15 protein-coding genes are annotated in these 14,432 nt (G+C 73.5%); 10 read left to right on the forward strand and 5 right to left on the reverse strand.

The features are described from left to right. Positions 1-28: 28 nt before the first annotated feature. Positions 29-2,155, reverse strand: a complete 2,127-nt coding sequence (locus OG802_RS23205; RefSeq protein WP_329413291.1) for a S9 family peptidase — start codon at positions 2,153-2,155, stop codon at positions 29-31. Positions 2,156-2,333: 178 nt separating this feature from the next. On the opposite strand from OG802_RS23205, the gene OG802_RS23210 reads away from it, so the two are divergent. Then, complete coding sequence (locus OG802_RS23210; protein WP_020127941.1) at positions 2,334-2,528, forward strand: hypothetical protein; 195 nt, start codon at positions 2,334-2,336, stop codon at positions 2,526-2,528. Between the two features lie 5 nt (positions 2,529-2,533). Here OG802_RS23210 and OG802_RS23215 read toward each other — a convergent pair whose 3' ends face one another. Next, positions 2,534-2,866 carry a DUF397 domain-containing protein gene (locus tag OG802_RS23215; protein ID WP_329413294.1) on the reverse strand — a complete coding sequence of 111 codons (333 nt, stop codon included), beginning with the start codon at positions 2,864-2,866 and terminating at the stop codon, positions 2,534-2,536. Further along, positions 2,863-3,732 (reverse strand): helix-turn-helix domain-containing protein, encoded by an 870-nt coding sequence (locus tag OG802_RS23220; protein ID WP_329417324.1) that lies wholly within the window; start codon positions 3,730-3,732, stop codon positions 2,863-2,865. The genes OG802_RS23215 and OG802_RS23220 overlap by 4 nt, the downstream gene beginning before the upstream one ends. Positions 3,733-3,864: 132 nt before the next feature. Between OG802_RS23220 and OG802_RS23225 the strand changes: the two genes are divergently transcribed. The 8 genes from OG802_RS23225 to OG802_RS23260 all read left to right on the forward strand — a co-directional run bounded on the left by OG802_RS23225 (position 3,865) and on the right by OG802_RS23260 (position 11,935). After that, complete coding sequence (locus tag OG802_RS23225; RefSeq protein ID WP_329417326.1) at positions 3,865-4,404, forward strand: ATP-binding protein; 540 nt, start codon at positions 3,865-3,867, stop codon at positions 4,402-4,404. A 104-nt stretch (positions 4,405-4,508) separates the two neighbouring features. Beyond that, positions 4,509-5,384 (forward strand): N-acetyl-1-D-myo-inositol-2-amino-2-deoxy-alpha-D-glucopyranoside deacetylase, encoded by an 876-nt coding sequence (mshB, locus tag OG802_RS23230; RefSeq protein WP_329413296.1) that lies wholly within the window; start codon positions 4,509-4,511, stop codon positions 5,382-5,384. After that, positions 5,384-5,794 (forward strand): DUF6113 family protein, encoded by a 411-nt coding sequence (locus OG802_RS23235; RefSeq protein ID WP_329413298.1) that lies wholly within the window; start codon positions 5,384-5,386, stop codon positions 5,792-5,794. Before mshB ends, OG802_RS23235 begins: the two co-directional genes overlap by 1 nt. A 154-nt stretch (positions 5,795-5,948) precedes the next feature. Next, positions 5,949-8,378, forward strand: a complete 2,430-nt coding sequence (locus tag OG802_RS23240; protein WP_329413300.1) for a hypothetical protein — start codon at positions 5,949-5,951, stop codon at positions 8,376-8,378. Positions 8,379-8,467: 89 nt separating this feature from the next. Then, complete coding sequence (locus tag OG802_RS23245; RefSeq protein ID WP_329413302.1) at positions 8,468-9,382, forward strand: ABC transporter ATP-binding protein; 915 nt, start codon at positions 8,468-8,470, stop codon at positions 9,380-9,382. Beyond that, positions 9,379-10,119, forward strand: a complete 741-nt coding sequence (locus OG802_RS23250) for an ABC transporter permease (protein ID WP_329413304.1) — start codon at positions 9,379-9,381, stop codon at positions 10,117-10,119. The genes OG802_RS23245 and OG802_RS23250 overlap by 4 nt, the downstream gene beginning before the upstream one ends. Continuing rightward, entirely contained in the window at positions 10,116-11,321 is a 1,206-nt protein-coding gene (locus OG802_RS23255; protein WP_443055301.1) for a sensor histidine kinase, read from the forward strand. The genes OG802_RS23250 and OG802_RS23255 overlap by 4 nt, the downstream gene beginning before the upstream one ends. Next, the gene (locus OG802_RS23260) at positions 11,318-11,935 is read left to right on the forward strand and encodes a response regulator transcription factor (RefSeq protein WP_329413305.1); all 618 of its coding nucleotides are present in this window, start codon (positions 11,318-11,320) and stop codon (positions 11,933-11,935) included. The genes OG802_RS23255 and OG802_RS23260 overlap by 4 nt, the downstream gene beginning before the upstream one ends. 37 nt (positions 11,936-11,972) lie before the next feature. On the opposite strand, the gene OG802_RS23265 is transcribed toward OG802_RS23260, so the two are convergent. Then, positions 11,973-12,827 carry a transglutaminase-like domain-containing protein gene (locus OG802_RS23265; protein ID WP_329413306.1) on the reverse strand — a complete coding sequence of 285 codons (855 nt, stop codon included), beginning with the start codon at positions 12,825-12,827 and terminating at the stop codon, positions 11,973-11,975. Continuing rightward, a complete protein-coding gene (locus tag OG802_RS23270; protein ID WP_329417330.1) occupies positions 12,824-13,885 on the reverse strand; it encodes a GNAT family N-acetyltransferase in 1,062 nt (353 codons plus the stop codon). The genes OG802_RS23265 and OG802_RS23270 overlap by 4 nt, the downstream gene beginning before the upstream one ends. Positions 13,886-14,025: 140 nt before the next feature. Between OG802_RS23270 and fdxA the strand changes: the two genes are divergently transcribed. Further along, positions 14,026-14,349: a ferredoxin gene (fdxA, locus tag OG802_RS23275; protein ID WP_069768200.1), complete on the forward strand. Its 324-nt coding sequence runs from the start codon at positions 14,026-14,028 to the stop codon at positions 14,347-14,349. Positions 14,350-14,432 lie beyond the last annotated feature (83 nt).

Genomic DNA, 14,432 nt, shown 5'->3' on the forward strand with positions numbered 1-14,432 from the left:
ATCATGTCGCCCCGGCCCGCTGCCCGTGTCAGGGGCGGGCGAGGCCCAGCGAGCGGCGCAGGAAGTCCAGTTGCAGGTGCAGAAGGTTCTCGGCGACCTGTTCCTGCGGGGTCATGTGGGTCACGCCGGACAGGGGCAGCACCTCGTGCGGGCGGCCGGCGGCGAGCAGCGCCGAGGACAGCCGCAGCGAGTGGGCGACCACCACGTTGTCGTCCGCCAGACCGTGGATGATCAGCATCGGACGGGCCGGCTCGACGGCGTCCACCAGGCCCTCGTCGTCGATCAGCGAGTTGCGCCGGTAGACCTCGGGGTGTTCCCCGGGGTGGCCGAGGTAGCGTTCCTGGTAGTGCGTGTCGTACAGGCGCAGGTCGGTCACCGGCGCGCCGACCACGGCCGCGTGGAAGACGTCGGGGCGGCGCAGCGCCGCGAGGGCGGCCAGGTAGCCGCCGAAGGACCAGCCGCGCACGGCCACCCGGCCCAGATCGAGCGGGAAGCGGCCGGCGAGTGCGTGCAGGGCGTCCACCTGGTCCTGCAAGGCGACCGCGGCGACCTCGTCCTTGATCGCCTTCTCCCAGGCGGGGGAGCGGCCCGGCGTCCCCCGGCCGTCGGCGACGATCACCGCGAAGCCCTGGTCGGCGAACCACTGCGACGTCAGGTGCGCGTTGTGCGCGGCCACCACCCGCTGTCCGTGCGGCCCGCCGTACGGGTCCAGCAGGACCGGCAGAGGGGCGTCACCGTGGTAGTCCGTAGGCATGAGCACGGCGCATGGGATACGCCGTGCGCCCCCCTCGACGAAGGTGACCCGCGGGGACAGACCGGGATCCTCCGCGCGGGACCGGACGGTCGCCACCGGCTTCCCCTCGCGCAGCACCCGCGCCACGCTCCCCGGCCGGTCCGGCGTGGCCGACACCATGACCGTCACCGGCCCCGAGCGCACCGCCGAGTGCACGCCCGGTTCCCCGGAGAGCCGCTCCACGCCCAGCTCGTTGACGCGGTAGACGTGCACCTCGCCGATCTCCGGCGCGCTCGCGTCCTCCCCGGCGGAGGCCGAGACCAGCACGTCGTCGGCCGTCACGTCCAGCACCGCCCGCACATGCAACTGCGCCCCGGTGAGCGGACGTTCGCCCACCGCGAGCACCCGGGCCCCGCCCTCGTCCGCGATCCGGACCAGCTGCCCGGACGGGCTCCAGCACGGCACGCCAGGGAACAGTTCCAGCCAAATCCGATCTTCGTCGGCGTGCACCATGCGGGTCGCCCCGGACGCCGTGTCCACCGCCAGGAACAGCTGACTGCGCTGGTCGCGCGCCTGTACGAGGATCAGCGGGGCCCCCGCCCCTGACCAGTGCACTCGCGCCAGATACGGGTAGCGCGCCCGGTCCCAGGAGACCTCCGTGCGCACCCCGTCCAGCCCGAACACGAACAGCCGCACCTCCGCGTTGGCCGTCCCGGCAGCCGGATAGGCGACGTGTTGTGGCTCACGTTTCGGCTGGGCGGGGTCCGCGATCCACCACCGCTGCACCGGCGTGTCGTCCACCCTCGCCACCAGCAGCCGGTCCGACTCCGGAGCCCACCAGAAGCCCCGCAGACGGCCCATCTCCTCGGCCGCGATGAACTCGGCCAACCCGTAGGAGACCGTGTCCGATTCCGGCTCCGCCACCGCCCGGTCGTCCTCGCCCCCGGCGCCCACCACCCGCAGCGCGCCGCCCGAGGCGTACGCGACGAGCCGTCCGTCGGGGGAGGGGCGGGGGTCCACGACCGGCCCGGCGACGGGGAGTTCGGCAGCCGTACCGGCCCGCAGCTCGGCCGTGAAAAGCCGCCCTGACAAGGCGAAAGAGGCCAGTTCGACGGCATCGTCGGTGGCATAGCCGACGATGCCGGCGCCGCCCTCGCGGCTGCGTTCGCGGCGGGCCCGCTCCTGCGGCGAGAGGTCCTCCGAAGCGCCGCCGAGCAGGGCGCCCGGGTCGGCGGCGAGGCGTTCCGTGCCGTCGGCCGGATCGAGGACCCACAGGGCGCCCGAACGGTCCGTGCCGGAGCCGGAGCGAAGGAACACGACCCGGGAGCCGTCAGGGGCCACCGTGAACGAACGCGGCGCGCCGAGGGTGAAACGCTGGGTGCGGGCGTGCCTGCGGGGGAAGGAGCCGGAGTCGGTCGTCATCCCCCGACCATATTGGCCATGCTCCCCCCTTGTGCGGCTGTGCGCCGAGAGATGCGCGCCCACACATAGTTATGATCACTAGCGCTGAGTGGGTATGAACCTGCTGGCCGATGTATGGATGTACCAGTTCCCTCGATCTGTCGTCCCCACGTTCCCGGGTCCTTGGAGGTGAGCCGCCGTGGCACTCTCGATTTCGGCGGTGGTGCTGCTGGCGATCATCGTCTTCCTGCTGGTCAAGAAGTCGGGACTGAAGGGCGGTCACGCCGTCGTCTGCATCCTGCTCGGCTTCTACCTGGCCTCGTCGACGATCGCTCCCACGATCAGCGATCTGACGACGAGTGTGGCGAGCATGATCGGCAGCATCAAGTTCTGACGCCGTCAGCCCTCGGAGGCGTACGGCACGAAGTCGGCCCAGGCTTCCGGCGAGAGCCGGAGGCGTGGGCCGTCGGCGTGCTTGGAGTCGCGGACGTGGACGGCGGCGGGGACGGCGGCGATCTCCACGCAGGAGTCGCCCTCGGTACCGTCGCTGTAGCTGCTCTTGAACCAGGCCGGTTCGGATGAGCCCCCGGCGGCGTGCCTGGAGTCTCGGACGCGGACCGTGGTGCGGGCGACGGCGATCTCCACGCAGGACTCACCGTCAGGCCCGCTGCTGTAACTGCTCTTGAACCAGGCCGGTTCGGATGAGCCCCCGGCGGCGTGCTTGCGGATCATGTCTCTCCCAGCAGTTTCTCGATGAGGGTCAGCGACTCCCCCGGGCGGAGAGCCTGCGCCCGGATGGTGCCGTAGCGCAGCTCAAGGATGCGGAGTTGCCTCGGCTCGGGCGTCGGACGGCCGCTGAACGCTCCGTCGGAACGGCCTACTCCTGTGCCGTCCTCGAACTTCAGCAGCTCGATCCTGCCGCTGAGGCCGGAGTGGGCACCACTGTCCAACGGCATCACCTGAAGCGTCACGTTGTTCAACCGCCCCACCCGTAGCAGGCGTTCGAACTGCTGTCGCCTCACCATTGTGCCCCCAACCCTGCGGCGCAGCGTCGACTCTTCCAGGACGAAGCTCAGCGCGGGCGCGGGTGACCGTTCGAAGACGGACTGGCGAGCCATGCGAGCTGCGACCAGCCGTTCCACATCATCCGGCGTATAGGCGGGCTGCCAGGATTCCAGCAAGGCGCGGGCATGCTCGGGAGTCTGCAACAGTCCATGAATGTTGTTGCACTCGTACACCCCGATCTCGACGGCCCTCGCTTCCATCGCCGCCAGATCCCGCACCTTTTTCGGGTACCGGACCTTCTTCACGTCCTCCTTCATCGCCGACAGCAGTCCGCCCGCTTCCAGGACCCTGTCGGCCTTGTCCAGGTACTCGGGCCGGGGGATCCGCTTCCCGCTCTCGATCTTGTAGACGAGGTCCTCGCCGTACCCGACCGCCAGCCCGAAGTCGGCCGCGCGCATCCCCACGGCCTCGCGCCGCGGTTTCAACTGCCGCCCCACGGTCTCCACGACGGCGACGCCCCAGTCGTCGTCCGGGTCCACCTCCCAACCCGGCTCGTCCGCCTCCTCCTTGAGCTGGACCGGCTTGCCGTTCACCTGCGTCACCCGCACCCCTCCGTCATCCGGGCCGACAGTTCCGACATGCCCGGACAGCACCCGGACAGTCACCGTACGCAACGGCTTCGTCACTGTTCACGGTAAGCGTGAGCGGCCACGCTGAGTGACGTGATCCAGGAATCCGTCTCCTCCGGGACCCGGCCGCCCGCCCGGCTCCCCGGACAGCACTTCCGCAACTTCAGCGTGCGGTTGTCCCCCACGCCTCGCGGAGCGCGCCTCGCCCGGCTGCTGGCCGTCGAGCAACTGCGCTCCTGGGGAGCGCCGGTGGACCCGGCCGGCCAGATCGTCGCCGAACTCGCGGCGAACGCGGTGACCCACGGGCGCGTGCCCGGCCGGGACTTCAGACTCACGCTCTACGTCATCGCGGACACGCTGCGCATCGAGGTCACCGACACGGCGGGCGACCGCGCGCCCCGTCCGCCCTGTGCCCCGCGTCCACCGCACTCCGGTTGGGACGCCTGCGCCGGCGTCGAATCCGGCACCGGCACCGACGCTGAAGCCGACGCCTGCGCCGAGTCCGGCCGTGGGCTGCTGCTGGTCGAGGCGCTCGCCGACCGGTGGGGCTGGGCCGCGGAGCTGCGCCCGCGCAAGACGGTCTGGGCCGAGATCGTCCTCGCGCCGGACGACGTCCAGCCTCGCCGCGCCACCTGACCGCCTCAAGCCCCGTCGTCCCCCGCCGTGGCCCGCGCGCCACGACGAGGGACGACGGGCGGGTGCGTGACCGGGGGAGAGGCGCCGCCTCGTAGGGTGGGCGCATGACGGAACTGCCCGCCCGGCGTCTGCTGCTGGTGCACGCGCACCCGGACGACGAGTCGATCAACAACGGCGCGACCATGGCCAGGTACGCGGCCGAGGGGGCGCACGTGACCCTGGTCACCTGCACCCTCGGCGAGCGGGGCGAGGTCATCCCGCCGCACCTGCGCGAGCTGACCGGCGCGGCCCTCGGCGAGCACCGCCGGGGCGAGCTGGCCGCCGCCATGGCCGCACTCGGCGTCACCGACTTCCGGCAGCTCGGCGGCCCCGGCCGCTACGGCGACTCCGGGATGATGGGTCTCTCCGACAACGACGACCCCGCGTGCTTCTGGCAGGCCGACGTCGACGCGGCCGCCGCGACCCTGGCCGAGGTGATCCTGGAGGTGCGCCCCCAGGTCCTCGTCACCTACGACGACGACGGCGGCTACGGCCACCCCGACCACGTCCAGGCCCACCGCGTCGCCATGCGGGCCGCCGATCTGGCCGGGGCCGCCGGATGGCGCATCCCCAAGGTGTACTGGAACCGCGTCCCGCGGTCCGTCGCCGACGACGCCTTCGCCCGCCTCCGCGACGAACTGCCCGCGCTCCCCTTCACCCGTAGCGCCGCCGTCTCCGACGTGCCGGGCGTCGTGGACGACGGCCGCGTCACCACCGCGATCGACGGCACGGGCCCGCCCGCCGCCGCCAAGGCCGCCGCCATGCGCGCGCACGCCACCCAGGTCGAGGTCGCCCCCGGCGACCGGTACTTCGCCCTGTCCAACGAACTCGCCCAGCCCCTCTTCACCACCGAGTACTACGAGCTGGTGCGCGGGGAGACCGCCGGAAAGAGGGAGGACGACCTGTTCGCGGGCCTCGACGACACGGCGGGGGCGGCCTGATGTCCGACCGCGGCTCGATGCTCGCCCAGCCGCTGCGGATGCCCTCCGCCGCACGGCTCGCCGCCTATACGGCGCTCCTGCTGCTCGGGGCGCTCGTCGCGCTCGCCGGCGCGCTCGTCCAGGCCGGCTGGTTCCCCGGCGGTCTGCTCCTCGCGCTCGCCGGGGCGGGCGGGCTGTTCGTCGGCGGCGCGCGGGCCCTCGGCACCCGCGCCGGGGCCGTCGCGCCCGCCGCCGGCTGGATGATCACCGTCGTGCTGTGCACCGCGGGCCGCCCCGAGGGCGACTTCCTGTTCGGAGCGGGAGGCGGCTCGTATCTTTTCCTGCTCGGCGGCATGGCACTTGCTGTGATCTGCGCCACCATTGGTTTGGGGCGGCAACCGGTCGGCGACGACGTCCGACTTGGGAAGTGACGTACCACTTCACCGTGACCGGCCCGTGGGAGTCCCGTGTGTGTTTCCCCGGCGGTCGTGGGATACGGGCCAGAAGTGGCCAGTATGGTGGTGCGCGCCGCCGAGCTGCCCGTGAGGTCGTGGCGGGCGGCGGAGCCAACCTGGAGAACCTGCCTTGAGTCGTGAAACTGACAGTCCGTCCTCCGGGCCCAACGGGTCCAACGGGCGCGGCGGAGCCGCATACCCCTCGGGCACGCCGCCGTACGGCACCCCCGTGGTGTCCGACGGCGGCGCCGACGCGGGCCGTTCGGCCGCGCGACCGGAGGAACGCAAGACCGAGACCACGCTGACCACGCGGATCCGCATCAACATCCCCGGATCGCGGCCCATTCCGCCGGTCGTCGTGCGCACGCCCGTGGCCGAGTCCGACGGCGCGGGCGAGAACGGCGCGGGCGGCACGTCCGACGCCGGCGCCGACGTGCAGCAGCCGTCGCCCCCGGGCGCCGCCGGCAGCGGCTCGTCCGACACCGGCTCGTTCGAACTGCCCGCCGACCCCGCGTCAGGCGCCGAGGACAAGACGAGCGACTGGTTCGCGCCGCGCAAGTCCGCGCCCGCCAAGGGCGGTCAGGGCGGCGGCGGGACCAACGGCGCCGGACTGCCCGGCGGTTCCGCCGCCGGCACGCCCGCCGCCGCCCCGGCCCCCGCGCCCGGCGCCCCGCCCGCCCCCGGCGGCGCACGGCCGGGCGCCGGACGTCCCGGCGGCGTCGTCGGCTCCATGAGCGTGCCCGGCGGCGCCCGCCCCGGCGGCGCCAACGGCGCCGGGCTCTCCGGCGCGACCGGCGGTCCCGTGGCTCCGGGGCACGGCGGCGGCACCGGCTCCTTCGACGTGACCGAGGCGCTCGCCGCGGGCCCCCAGGGCAACGGCGCGCGTCCGGGCCAGGGACCGGGCCAGGTCGGCGCGGCCGACCCGAGCCGCGACGACCTGCCCTACTTCTCCGGCACCGGCCAGAACGGCCTCCCCGCCCCGAAGGGCGGCCTCCCCGGCCCCAACGGCGGCCCGCAGGGCGGTTCCGGCGGCCCGCAGGGCCTTCCCGGCGGACCGGGCGGCCAGACGGGCCTCCCGGCCGGTCCCGGCGCTCCCGGCATGTCCTACGACTTCAACGGCCCCGACGGGCCGGGCGGTCCCGGCGGCCGGGGCGGCCCGCAGGGCGGCCCCGCCGGCCCCACCACCGGCCCGGTCACCGGCGACGGCCTGATGGTGCCCCCGATGAACGGCGGCGCCCCCGGCGCGACCCGCGGCCCCGGAACTCCCGGCGGCCCCGGCCCGCGGCCCGGTCCCGGCGGTCCGCGGACGGCCGCTCCCGGCGCGGGCGCCGGTGTGGACACCGGCCGGCTGCCCGGCGGCGGCCTGAGCGACGACACCGCGATCCTCACCCCGCAGAAGCCCGCCCCCGGACCGGGCGCGGGCGGCTACGGCGGCCGTCCGGCCGACAACGTCTCCGGACACACCGTCACCAGCGGCATCCCCGTCGTCCCGGCCGGCGGCCAGGGCGGGCCCTTCGCGGGCGCCGCGCCCGCCGACGGACCGCTGCCGCACACCCCGCCCAAGGCGCCGGAGCAGACCGGGCAGAGCCCGGCCGCAGGCTCCAAGAAGAAAAAGAAGAAGGGCCGCGGCAAGCTCCCGCTGCTCGGCGGCCTGGTGGTCGTCGCGGGCATCGGCCTGTACGGCGCGGGCCTGCTGATGAACCACTCCGACGTGCCCAAGGGCACCACCGTCCTCGGAGTGGACATCGGCGGCGGCACCCGCGACGACGCCGTCAAGAAGCTCGACGACGCCTTCGGCAAGCGGGCGGTCCAGCCGCTGAAGCTGTCCGTCGACGGCGGCTCCGTCACCCTCAAGCCGGACCAGGCGGGCCTCCAGTTCGACATCCCGGCCACGGTCGACGGCGCCGCCGGGAGCGACTACAACCCGGTCTCCGTGATCGGCTCGCTGTTCGGGCAGCACCGCGTCGTCGAGCCCGAGATGCCGGTCGACGGGGAGAAGCTCCAGGCCGCTCTGCGGAGCGCGGCGGGCGGCTCCGGCTCGGCCGCCGACGGCACCATCAGGTTCGAGTCCGGCAAGGCCGTCCCCGTCTACGGCAAGGCCGGCAAGGGCATCGACGCGGCGAAGGCCGAGGACGCCGTCGTGGCGGCCTACCGCACCCAGGTGGAGACCGGTTCGGCGTCCGGCGTGAAGGTGCCGACGACGACCCGGCAGCCGACGGTGTCCGACGCCGAGGTCGACCGCATGATGAAGGAGTTCGCCGAACCGGCGATGTCCGGCAAGGTCACCGTCATGACCGACGCCGCGCACGCCGTCTCCTTCAGCCCGAAGAACTCCCTGTGGAAGTTCCTCCAGGTCAAGGCCGTCAACGGCAAGCTCGTCGAGAGCTACGACCAGGCCGCCCTGAAGGAGCTGTACGGCCGCACCTTCGACGGCGTGCTGATCGCCCGCGGCACCGGCCAGAAGACGGCCGTCACCGTCCAGGACGTCATCGGCGCCCTGCGTCCCGCCCTCAAGAGCGAGACGAACCGGACCGGGGTCATCGACACCGACCCGAGCTGACGCGCCGGGGTGCCGCATGACATCTGTCATGCGGCACCCCGGACGTCCGGCACTGCCGCCCCGCCGCCCGCCCGCGCGACGATGACGGCATGACGACGCAGACAGCACCGGCGGTCGGGTTCGACCAGGTGAGCAAGAGCTTCGGGAACGTGCGGGCCGTGGACGGCCTGACGCTCTCGCTGCGCCCGGGGGAGACCGTGGCGCTGCTCGGACCCAACGGGGCGGGCAAGTCCACCACCCTCGACCTGCTCCTCGGCCTCAAACAGCCCGACAGCGGCTCCGTCCGCGTCTTCGGGGTCACCGCGCGCGAGGCGATCGTCGCCGGCCGGGTCGGCGCGATGCTCCAGAGCGGCGGCCTCATGGACGAGGTCACCGTCGCCGAACTCGTCGGCCTCGCCTGCGCGCTGCACCCCAAGCCGTACAAGGCGTCCGAGGTGATGGCCCGCGCGGGCATCGCGCAGATCGCCGCCCGCAAGGTGAACAAGCTCTCCGGCGGCCAGGCCCAGCGCGTGCGGTTCGCGCTCGCCACCGCCGGCGACAGCGACCTGATCGTCCTGGACGAGCCGACCACCGGCATGGACGTCACCGCCCGCCAGGCCTTCTGGGCCACCATGCGCGAGCAGGCGGACCAGGGCCGCACCGTCCTGTTCGCCACGCACTACCTGGAGGAGGCCGACGCCATAGCCGACCGGGTGCTCGTCCTGCACCGGGGCCGGCTGCTGGCCGACGGCACGGCGGCCGAGATCAAGGCGAAGGCGGGCGCACGGCGCGTCTCCTTCGACCTGGAGGGCGTGATCGACGAACCGGCCCTGCGCGAGCTGCCCTTCCTCACCGCCCTCGACGTCTCCGGGACCACCGTGCGCATCCAGTCCGCCGACGCCGACGCCACCGTCCACGCGCTGTACGGGCTCGGCGTCTACCCCCGCAACCTCGAAGTCGCCGGGCTCGGCCTGGAGCAGGCCTTCGTCGCCATCACCGCCGCCGAGGAGGCGAAGACCAAGTGAACAGCCTGATCAAGCTGGAGCTCGCCCGCGCCCTGCGCAACCGCAAGTTCCTGTTCTTCTCCGTCATCTACCCGTCGATGCTGTTCCTGCTGATCTCCAGCACCTCCGACACCACCACCAAGGTCGAGGGGACGGGCCTGACCCTCCCGACGTACATGATGGTCTCGATGGCCTCCTTCGGCGCTCTCACGGCCGTCCTGATGGGCAACAGCGAGCGCATCGCCAAGGAGCGCGAGAGCGGCTGGGTGCGGCAGCTGCGGCTGACCACGCTGCCGGGCCGCGGGTACGTCCTCGCCAAGACCGCCAGCGCGGCCGTGGTCAGCCTCCCGTCCATCGTCGTGGTGTTCGCGTGCGCCGCGGCGCTGAAGGACGTCCGGCTCGACGCCTGGCAGTGGGGCGCCCTCACCGGCGCGATCTGGGCCGGCAGCCTCGTCTTCGCCGCCCTGGGCGTCGCGATCGGCTACCTCGCCGACGGGGACGCCGTCCGCCCGATCACGATGATCACCTACTTCGGGCTGTCGATCCTCGGCGGCCTGTGGTGGCCCACGGCCACCTTCCCGGCCTGGCTGCGGGACATAGCCGAGTGGGCCCCCACCCACGCGTACGCTTCTCTCGGCCAGGCCATCGAACAGAGCCAGGCCCCGCACGCCAAGGACATCGCCATCCTGGTCGCCTTCTTCGCCCTGTTCACGGGCGGCGCGGCCTGGCTGTACCGGAAGGACACGCTGAAGGCGTGAGCGTCATGACGCAGGACCAGTCGAACGAGGCCCGGCGGGACCCCCTGATCCTGCCGGGCGGGCCGGCCCGCAGCCGGAGCGAGCTGTGGCGCCGCAAGCTGCTGTGGATCGGCGTGTGGCTGGTGTTCCTCAGCTCGCCGGTCCACGACCTCGTCTCCGGCGGCCACAGCTCGGGCGCGACCGCGGCCGGCTCCCTGGGCCTCGCGGTGTTCGTGGTCCTCTATCTCGCCCTGCTGTTCCGCAACATGGGGGCCGCGTCCTTCGTCCCCCGGCTCGTCGTCGCCGTCATCGGCGCGATGGCGGTGCTCGCCACCGTGCTGAGCCTCACCATGGGCTCCGCCTGGCTCGGCCTGTACTGCTACGTCTCCGTGGCCTGCGGGAGCGTGCTCCCGATGCGGGCGGCGTTCTGGACGATCCCCGGCACGGGCGCGGTCCTGCTCCTCGTCGGACTGCGCACCGACGAGGAGGAGGCGCTCAACCTCCTGCTGCTGGTCCTGCTCATCGGCTTCGCGATGACCGGGGTGAGCCAACTGGTCCGCACCACCGTGGAGTTGCGCAAGGCGCGGGCGACGGTCGCCCAACTGGCCGCCAACGAGGAGCGGCTGCGGCTGGCCAGGGACCTGCACGACCTGCTCGGCCACTCGCTGTCCCTGATCACGCTCAAGAGCGAGCTGGCCGGCCGGATGCTCCCCGGCCACCCCGACAAGGCCGCCCAGCAGGTCGCCGACATCGAACAGGTCAGCCGCCAGGCCCTGGTGGACGTCCGTGAGGCCGTCACCGGCTACCGGCGGCCCCGGCTGGCGTCCGAACTGGCCGGCGCCGAGGTCGCGCTGACCGCGGCCGGCGTCGTCGCCGCGATGCCCGCCGAACCCGACCTGGAGGGCGTCCCCGAGGAGAGCGAGTCCGCTCTGGCCTGGGCGCTGCGCGAGGCGATCACCAACGTCGTGCGGCACAGCGGCGCGACCCGCTGCACGGTGGACGTCGTACGGCGGCAGACCCTCGACGGCCCCGTCGTCGAACTGTGCGTCGAGGACGACGGATCCGGCGGCTCCGGCAAGGGCCCCGGCAACGGCCTCACCGGCCTGACCGAACGCATGGAGAAGGCGAACGGCGCCCTGGAGGCGGGCCGGTTGAAGAAGGGCTTCCGGCTGACGGCCCGGGTCCCGGCCGGCCCGGCGCCGGACATAGGATCCGGTGCATGAGTGGTGGCATGATCAAAGTCCTGCTGGCCGAGGACCAGTCCATGGTCCGCGAGGCTCTGGCGGCCCTGCTCGGCCTGGAGGACGACATCGAGGTGGTCGCCCAGGTGGCGCGCGGCGACGAGGTCCTCGCGGCCGCCCGCGCCCACGACGTCGACGTCGCCCTTCTTGACATAGAGATGCCGGGCGCGACGGGCATCGAGGCCGCCGGACAGCTCCACCGCGAGTTCCCGCGGCTCAAGCTCGTCGTCCTCACCACGTTCGGCCGTCCCGGCTACCTGCGCAGCGCGATGGAGGCGGGCGCCGACGCGTTCCTCGTCAAGGACGCCCCGGCCGCCCAGCTCGCCCAGGCGGTCCGCAAGGTCCTCGCGGGCGAACGGGTCATCGATCCCACGCTCGCCGCGGCGGCCCTGGCGGAGGGCGCCAACCCGCTCACCGACCGCGAACGCGAGGTGCTGCGGGCGGCGGCCGACGGCTCGACCAACGCCGAACTCGCCACCGCCCTGCACCTGTCCCAGGGCACGGTGCGCAACTACCTGTCGACGGCGATCCAGAAGCTCGCGGTGCGCAACCGGGCCGAGGCGGTCCGCACCGCCCGCGAGAAGGGCTGGCTGTGAGATCCGGGCACTCTGCCCGGCCGGCCGGACAGGGGCGTCAGTTCAGCAGGGCCCGCGCGGCGAACGCCTCCTTGCGCACCCGCTCCGCCATCGCCCCGTCCACGACCTCCACCAGCGACGCGTACTCCTCCAGCTCGGCGGCCCCGCCGACGAAGTCACCGCGCCGGACCAGCAACTGGCCCTTCTCGTAGCGCAGCCGGGCCGGATGCGAGGGCACGGCCAGCCCCAGCTCGACGGCCCACAGCGCGACGTCCGACCGCTCCGGGCGGGCCGCCGCCCATGAGCGGATGTTGTTCAGGATCCGCGTCACCACCTCCAGCGGCTCCGCCGGACCCAGCATCGACGGCTCCAGCCGCGCCGCCGTCGCCCCGGTCACCAGCCGCTCGGCGTCGCCGCCGGACAGCACGCGGCCGCCGTCGAAGGGATCGACGAGCACCTGGCGCGCGACGTCCCCGGGCGGCCCGAACCCCACCACGAAGTGCCCCGGCAGCGCGACCCCGTACACCGGGGCCCCGGCCCGCCGCGCGACCTCCACCCACACCACGGACAGCAGGATCGGCAGCCCTCGCCGCCGCGTCAGCACCCGGTGCAGCAGCGACGACTCCAGCCGGTCGTAGTCCGCGGCCGACCCGCCGAAGCCGTGCCGCCCGCCGAGCAGATCCCGCAGCGCCACCGCCCAGGCGTGCGGTCCGCCGGGCCGGAAGGGCAGTTCCCCCGCCAGCCGGTCCAGCTCGATCTGCGCGGCGTCCACACCGGCCTCGTCCAGCAGCGGATCCGCCGCCGCGCCGATCAGCAGGCACAGCAGCGCCAGGTCGGGCCGCTCGGCGCGGGCCTCCTCGGCGAACCGCCGGCGCACCTCGCCGCCGTCGATCCCGCGCCCGGACCCGCTCACGACGCCCCCGCCGAGGCCCGCGACGACGGCTGCGGCTCCCGGTAGTGGTGGTAGGCGTGGTGCGCGGCGAAGCCCAGGCCGGCGTACAGCGCCCGCGCGCCCGTGTTGTCCTCCTCCACCTGGAGCCAGGCCGCCGACGCCCCCTCCGCCAGCGCCTCGCGGGCCAGGGCGGCCATCACGGTCGTGGCGAGGCCCTCGCGCCGCCGCGCCGGATCGACCTCGACGGCGGCGAACCCGGCCCAGCGCCCGTCCACGACGCACCGCCCGATCGCGGCGGGCGGCGCCCCCGCGTCCGGGCCGGGCACGGACGCGAACCAGACCGACGGCTGCGCCCCGCCCGCGCCGGAAGAGCCCGGAGGGCCCCCGGCCAGCACCTTCAGGGCCGCCTCGCCGACGCCCGTGCGGTGGTACCGCGCCAGCCACGCCCCGTCGGCCTCCCGGGACAGCACCACGCCCGTGGGCTCCACCCGGTCGGCGAGCGGCGCCAGCGCCCCGATCCACAGCTCCGCCGTCACCTCACGCACCCAGCCGCGCTCCTCCAGCCGGGCGCCCAGCAGTTCCTGCGTGCCCTCGGCCCCCGTCGCCGTCTGCACATAGGCGGGCAGCCCGCGCCGGCCGTACCAGTCGCGCACGGCGTCCAGGGCCGCGTCGAGGGGCATTCCGGGGTCGCCGAGCGGCAGCACCGAGTTGGCCCGCCGGGTGAACCCCGCGGCGGCCCGCAGCTCCCATGCGCCGAGCGGCTCGCTCTCCACGGGACGCCAGGCCCGCGCGGCGATCCGGGCCAGCTCCGGATAGGAGGCGGCGGGACCGCGCCGGCGGGCGGGCGCGGGCGGCACGACCTTCCCGGCGACCAGCGAGGACGCGTCAACACGGACGCTCTCGCCGCTCTTCCGTGTGATCACGAGCACACCGTCGTCCCATGATGTGAGAACACCGACCGTGTCGGTGAATTCGTCCCCCGTGGACGTGCTGCCGCTCAAGCGCCGTACGGAGACACGTTTGCCCACGTCAGCGGCGGTGATACGGACCTCCAGGCGTCCGGCGGCCGAGATTTCCACAGGTCGTTTCACCCCTCCTGTTCGGATCATGCCCAAGAACGGAGATACTAGGGGCGGGCATCGACGACGCCGCGCTCCCGCGCGCCAGGCGGCGGAGCCTGAGGAGGCCCGCCAGCGCCCTATCGAGGAGGAACGACAGCGTGACCTACGTCATCGCGCAGCCTTGTGTCGACGTGAAGGACAAGGCCTGCATCGAAGAGTGCCCGGTCGACTGTATCTACGAGGGCCAGCGGTCCTTGTACATCCACCCGGACGAATGCGTCGACTGCGGCGCCTGTGAGCCGGTCTGCCCGGTCGAGGCGATCTTCTACGAGGACGACACTCCGGAGGAGTGGAAGGACTACTACAAGGCGAACGTCGAGTTCTTCGACGACCTCGGCTCGCCCGGCGGCGCCAGCAAGCTGGGTCTGATCGAGCGCGACCACCCCTTCGTCGCCGCGCTGCCGCCGCAGGCGGCCGAGTAATCCGCAGCAGCGGCCCGTACTCCGTGCCGCCTCGGTCCCGTACGGCCTGATCCCGCCCGATCGCCGTACGGGGCCGAGGCGTT

Source organism: Streptomyces sp. NBC_00704 (assembly GCF_036226605.1).
Taxonomy (GTDB): domain Bacteria; phylum Actinomycetota; class Actinomycetes; order Streptomycetales; family Streptomycetaceae; genus Streptomyces.

Coding starts and splice junctions, on each gene's coding strand:
- OG802_RS23245 (WP_329413302.1), top strand. CDS start 8,468: ATGACGACGCAGACAGCACCGGCGGTCGGGTTCGACCAGGTGAGCAAG.
- OG802_RS23215 (WP_329413294.1), bottom strand. CDS start 2,866: ATGATCCGCAAGCACGCCGCCGGGGGCTCATCCGAACCGGCCTGGTTC.
- OG802_RS23260 (WP_329413305.1), top strand. CDS start 11,318: ATGAGTGGTGGCATGATCAAAGTCCTGCTGGCCGAGGACCAGTCCATG.
- OG802_RS23205 (WP_329413291.1), bottom strand. CDS start 2,155: ATGACGACCGACTCCGGCTCCTTCCCCCGCAGGCACGCCCGCACCCAG.
- mshB (WP_329413296.1), top strand. CDS start 4,509: ATGACGGAACTGCCCGCCCGGCGTCTGCTGCTGGTGCACGCGCACCCG.
- OG802_RS23235 (WP_329413298.1), top strand. CDS start 5,384: ATGTCCGACCGCGGCTCGATGCTCGCCCAGCCGCTGCGGATGCCCTCC.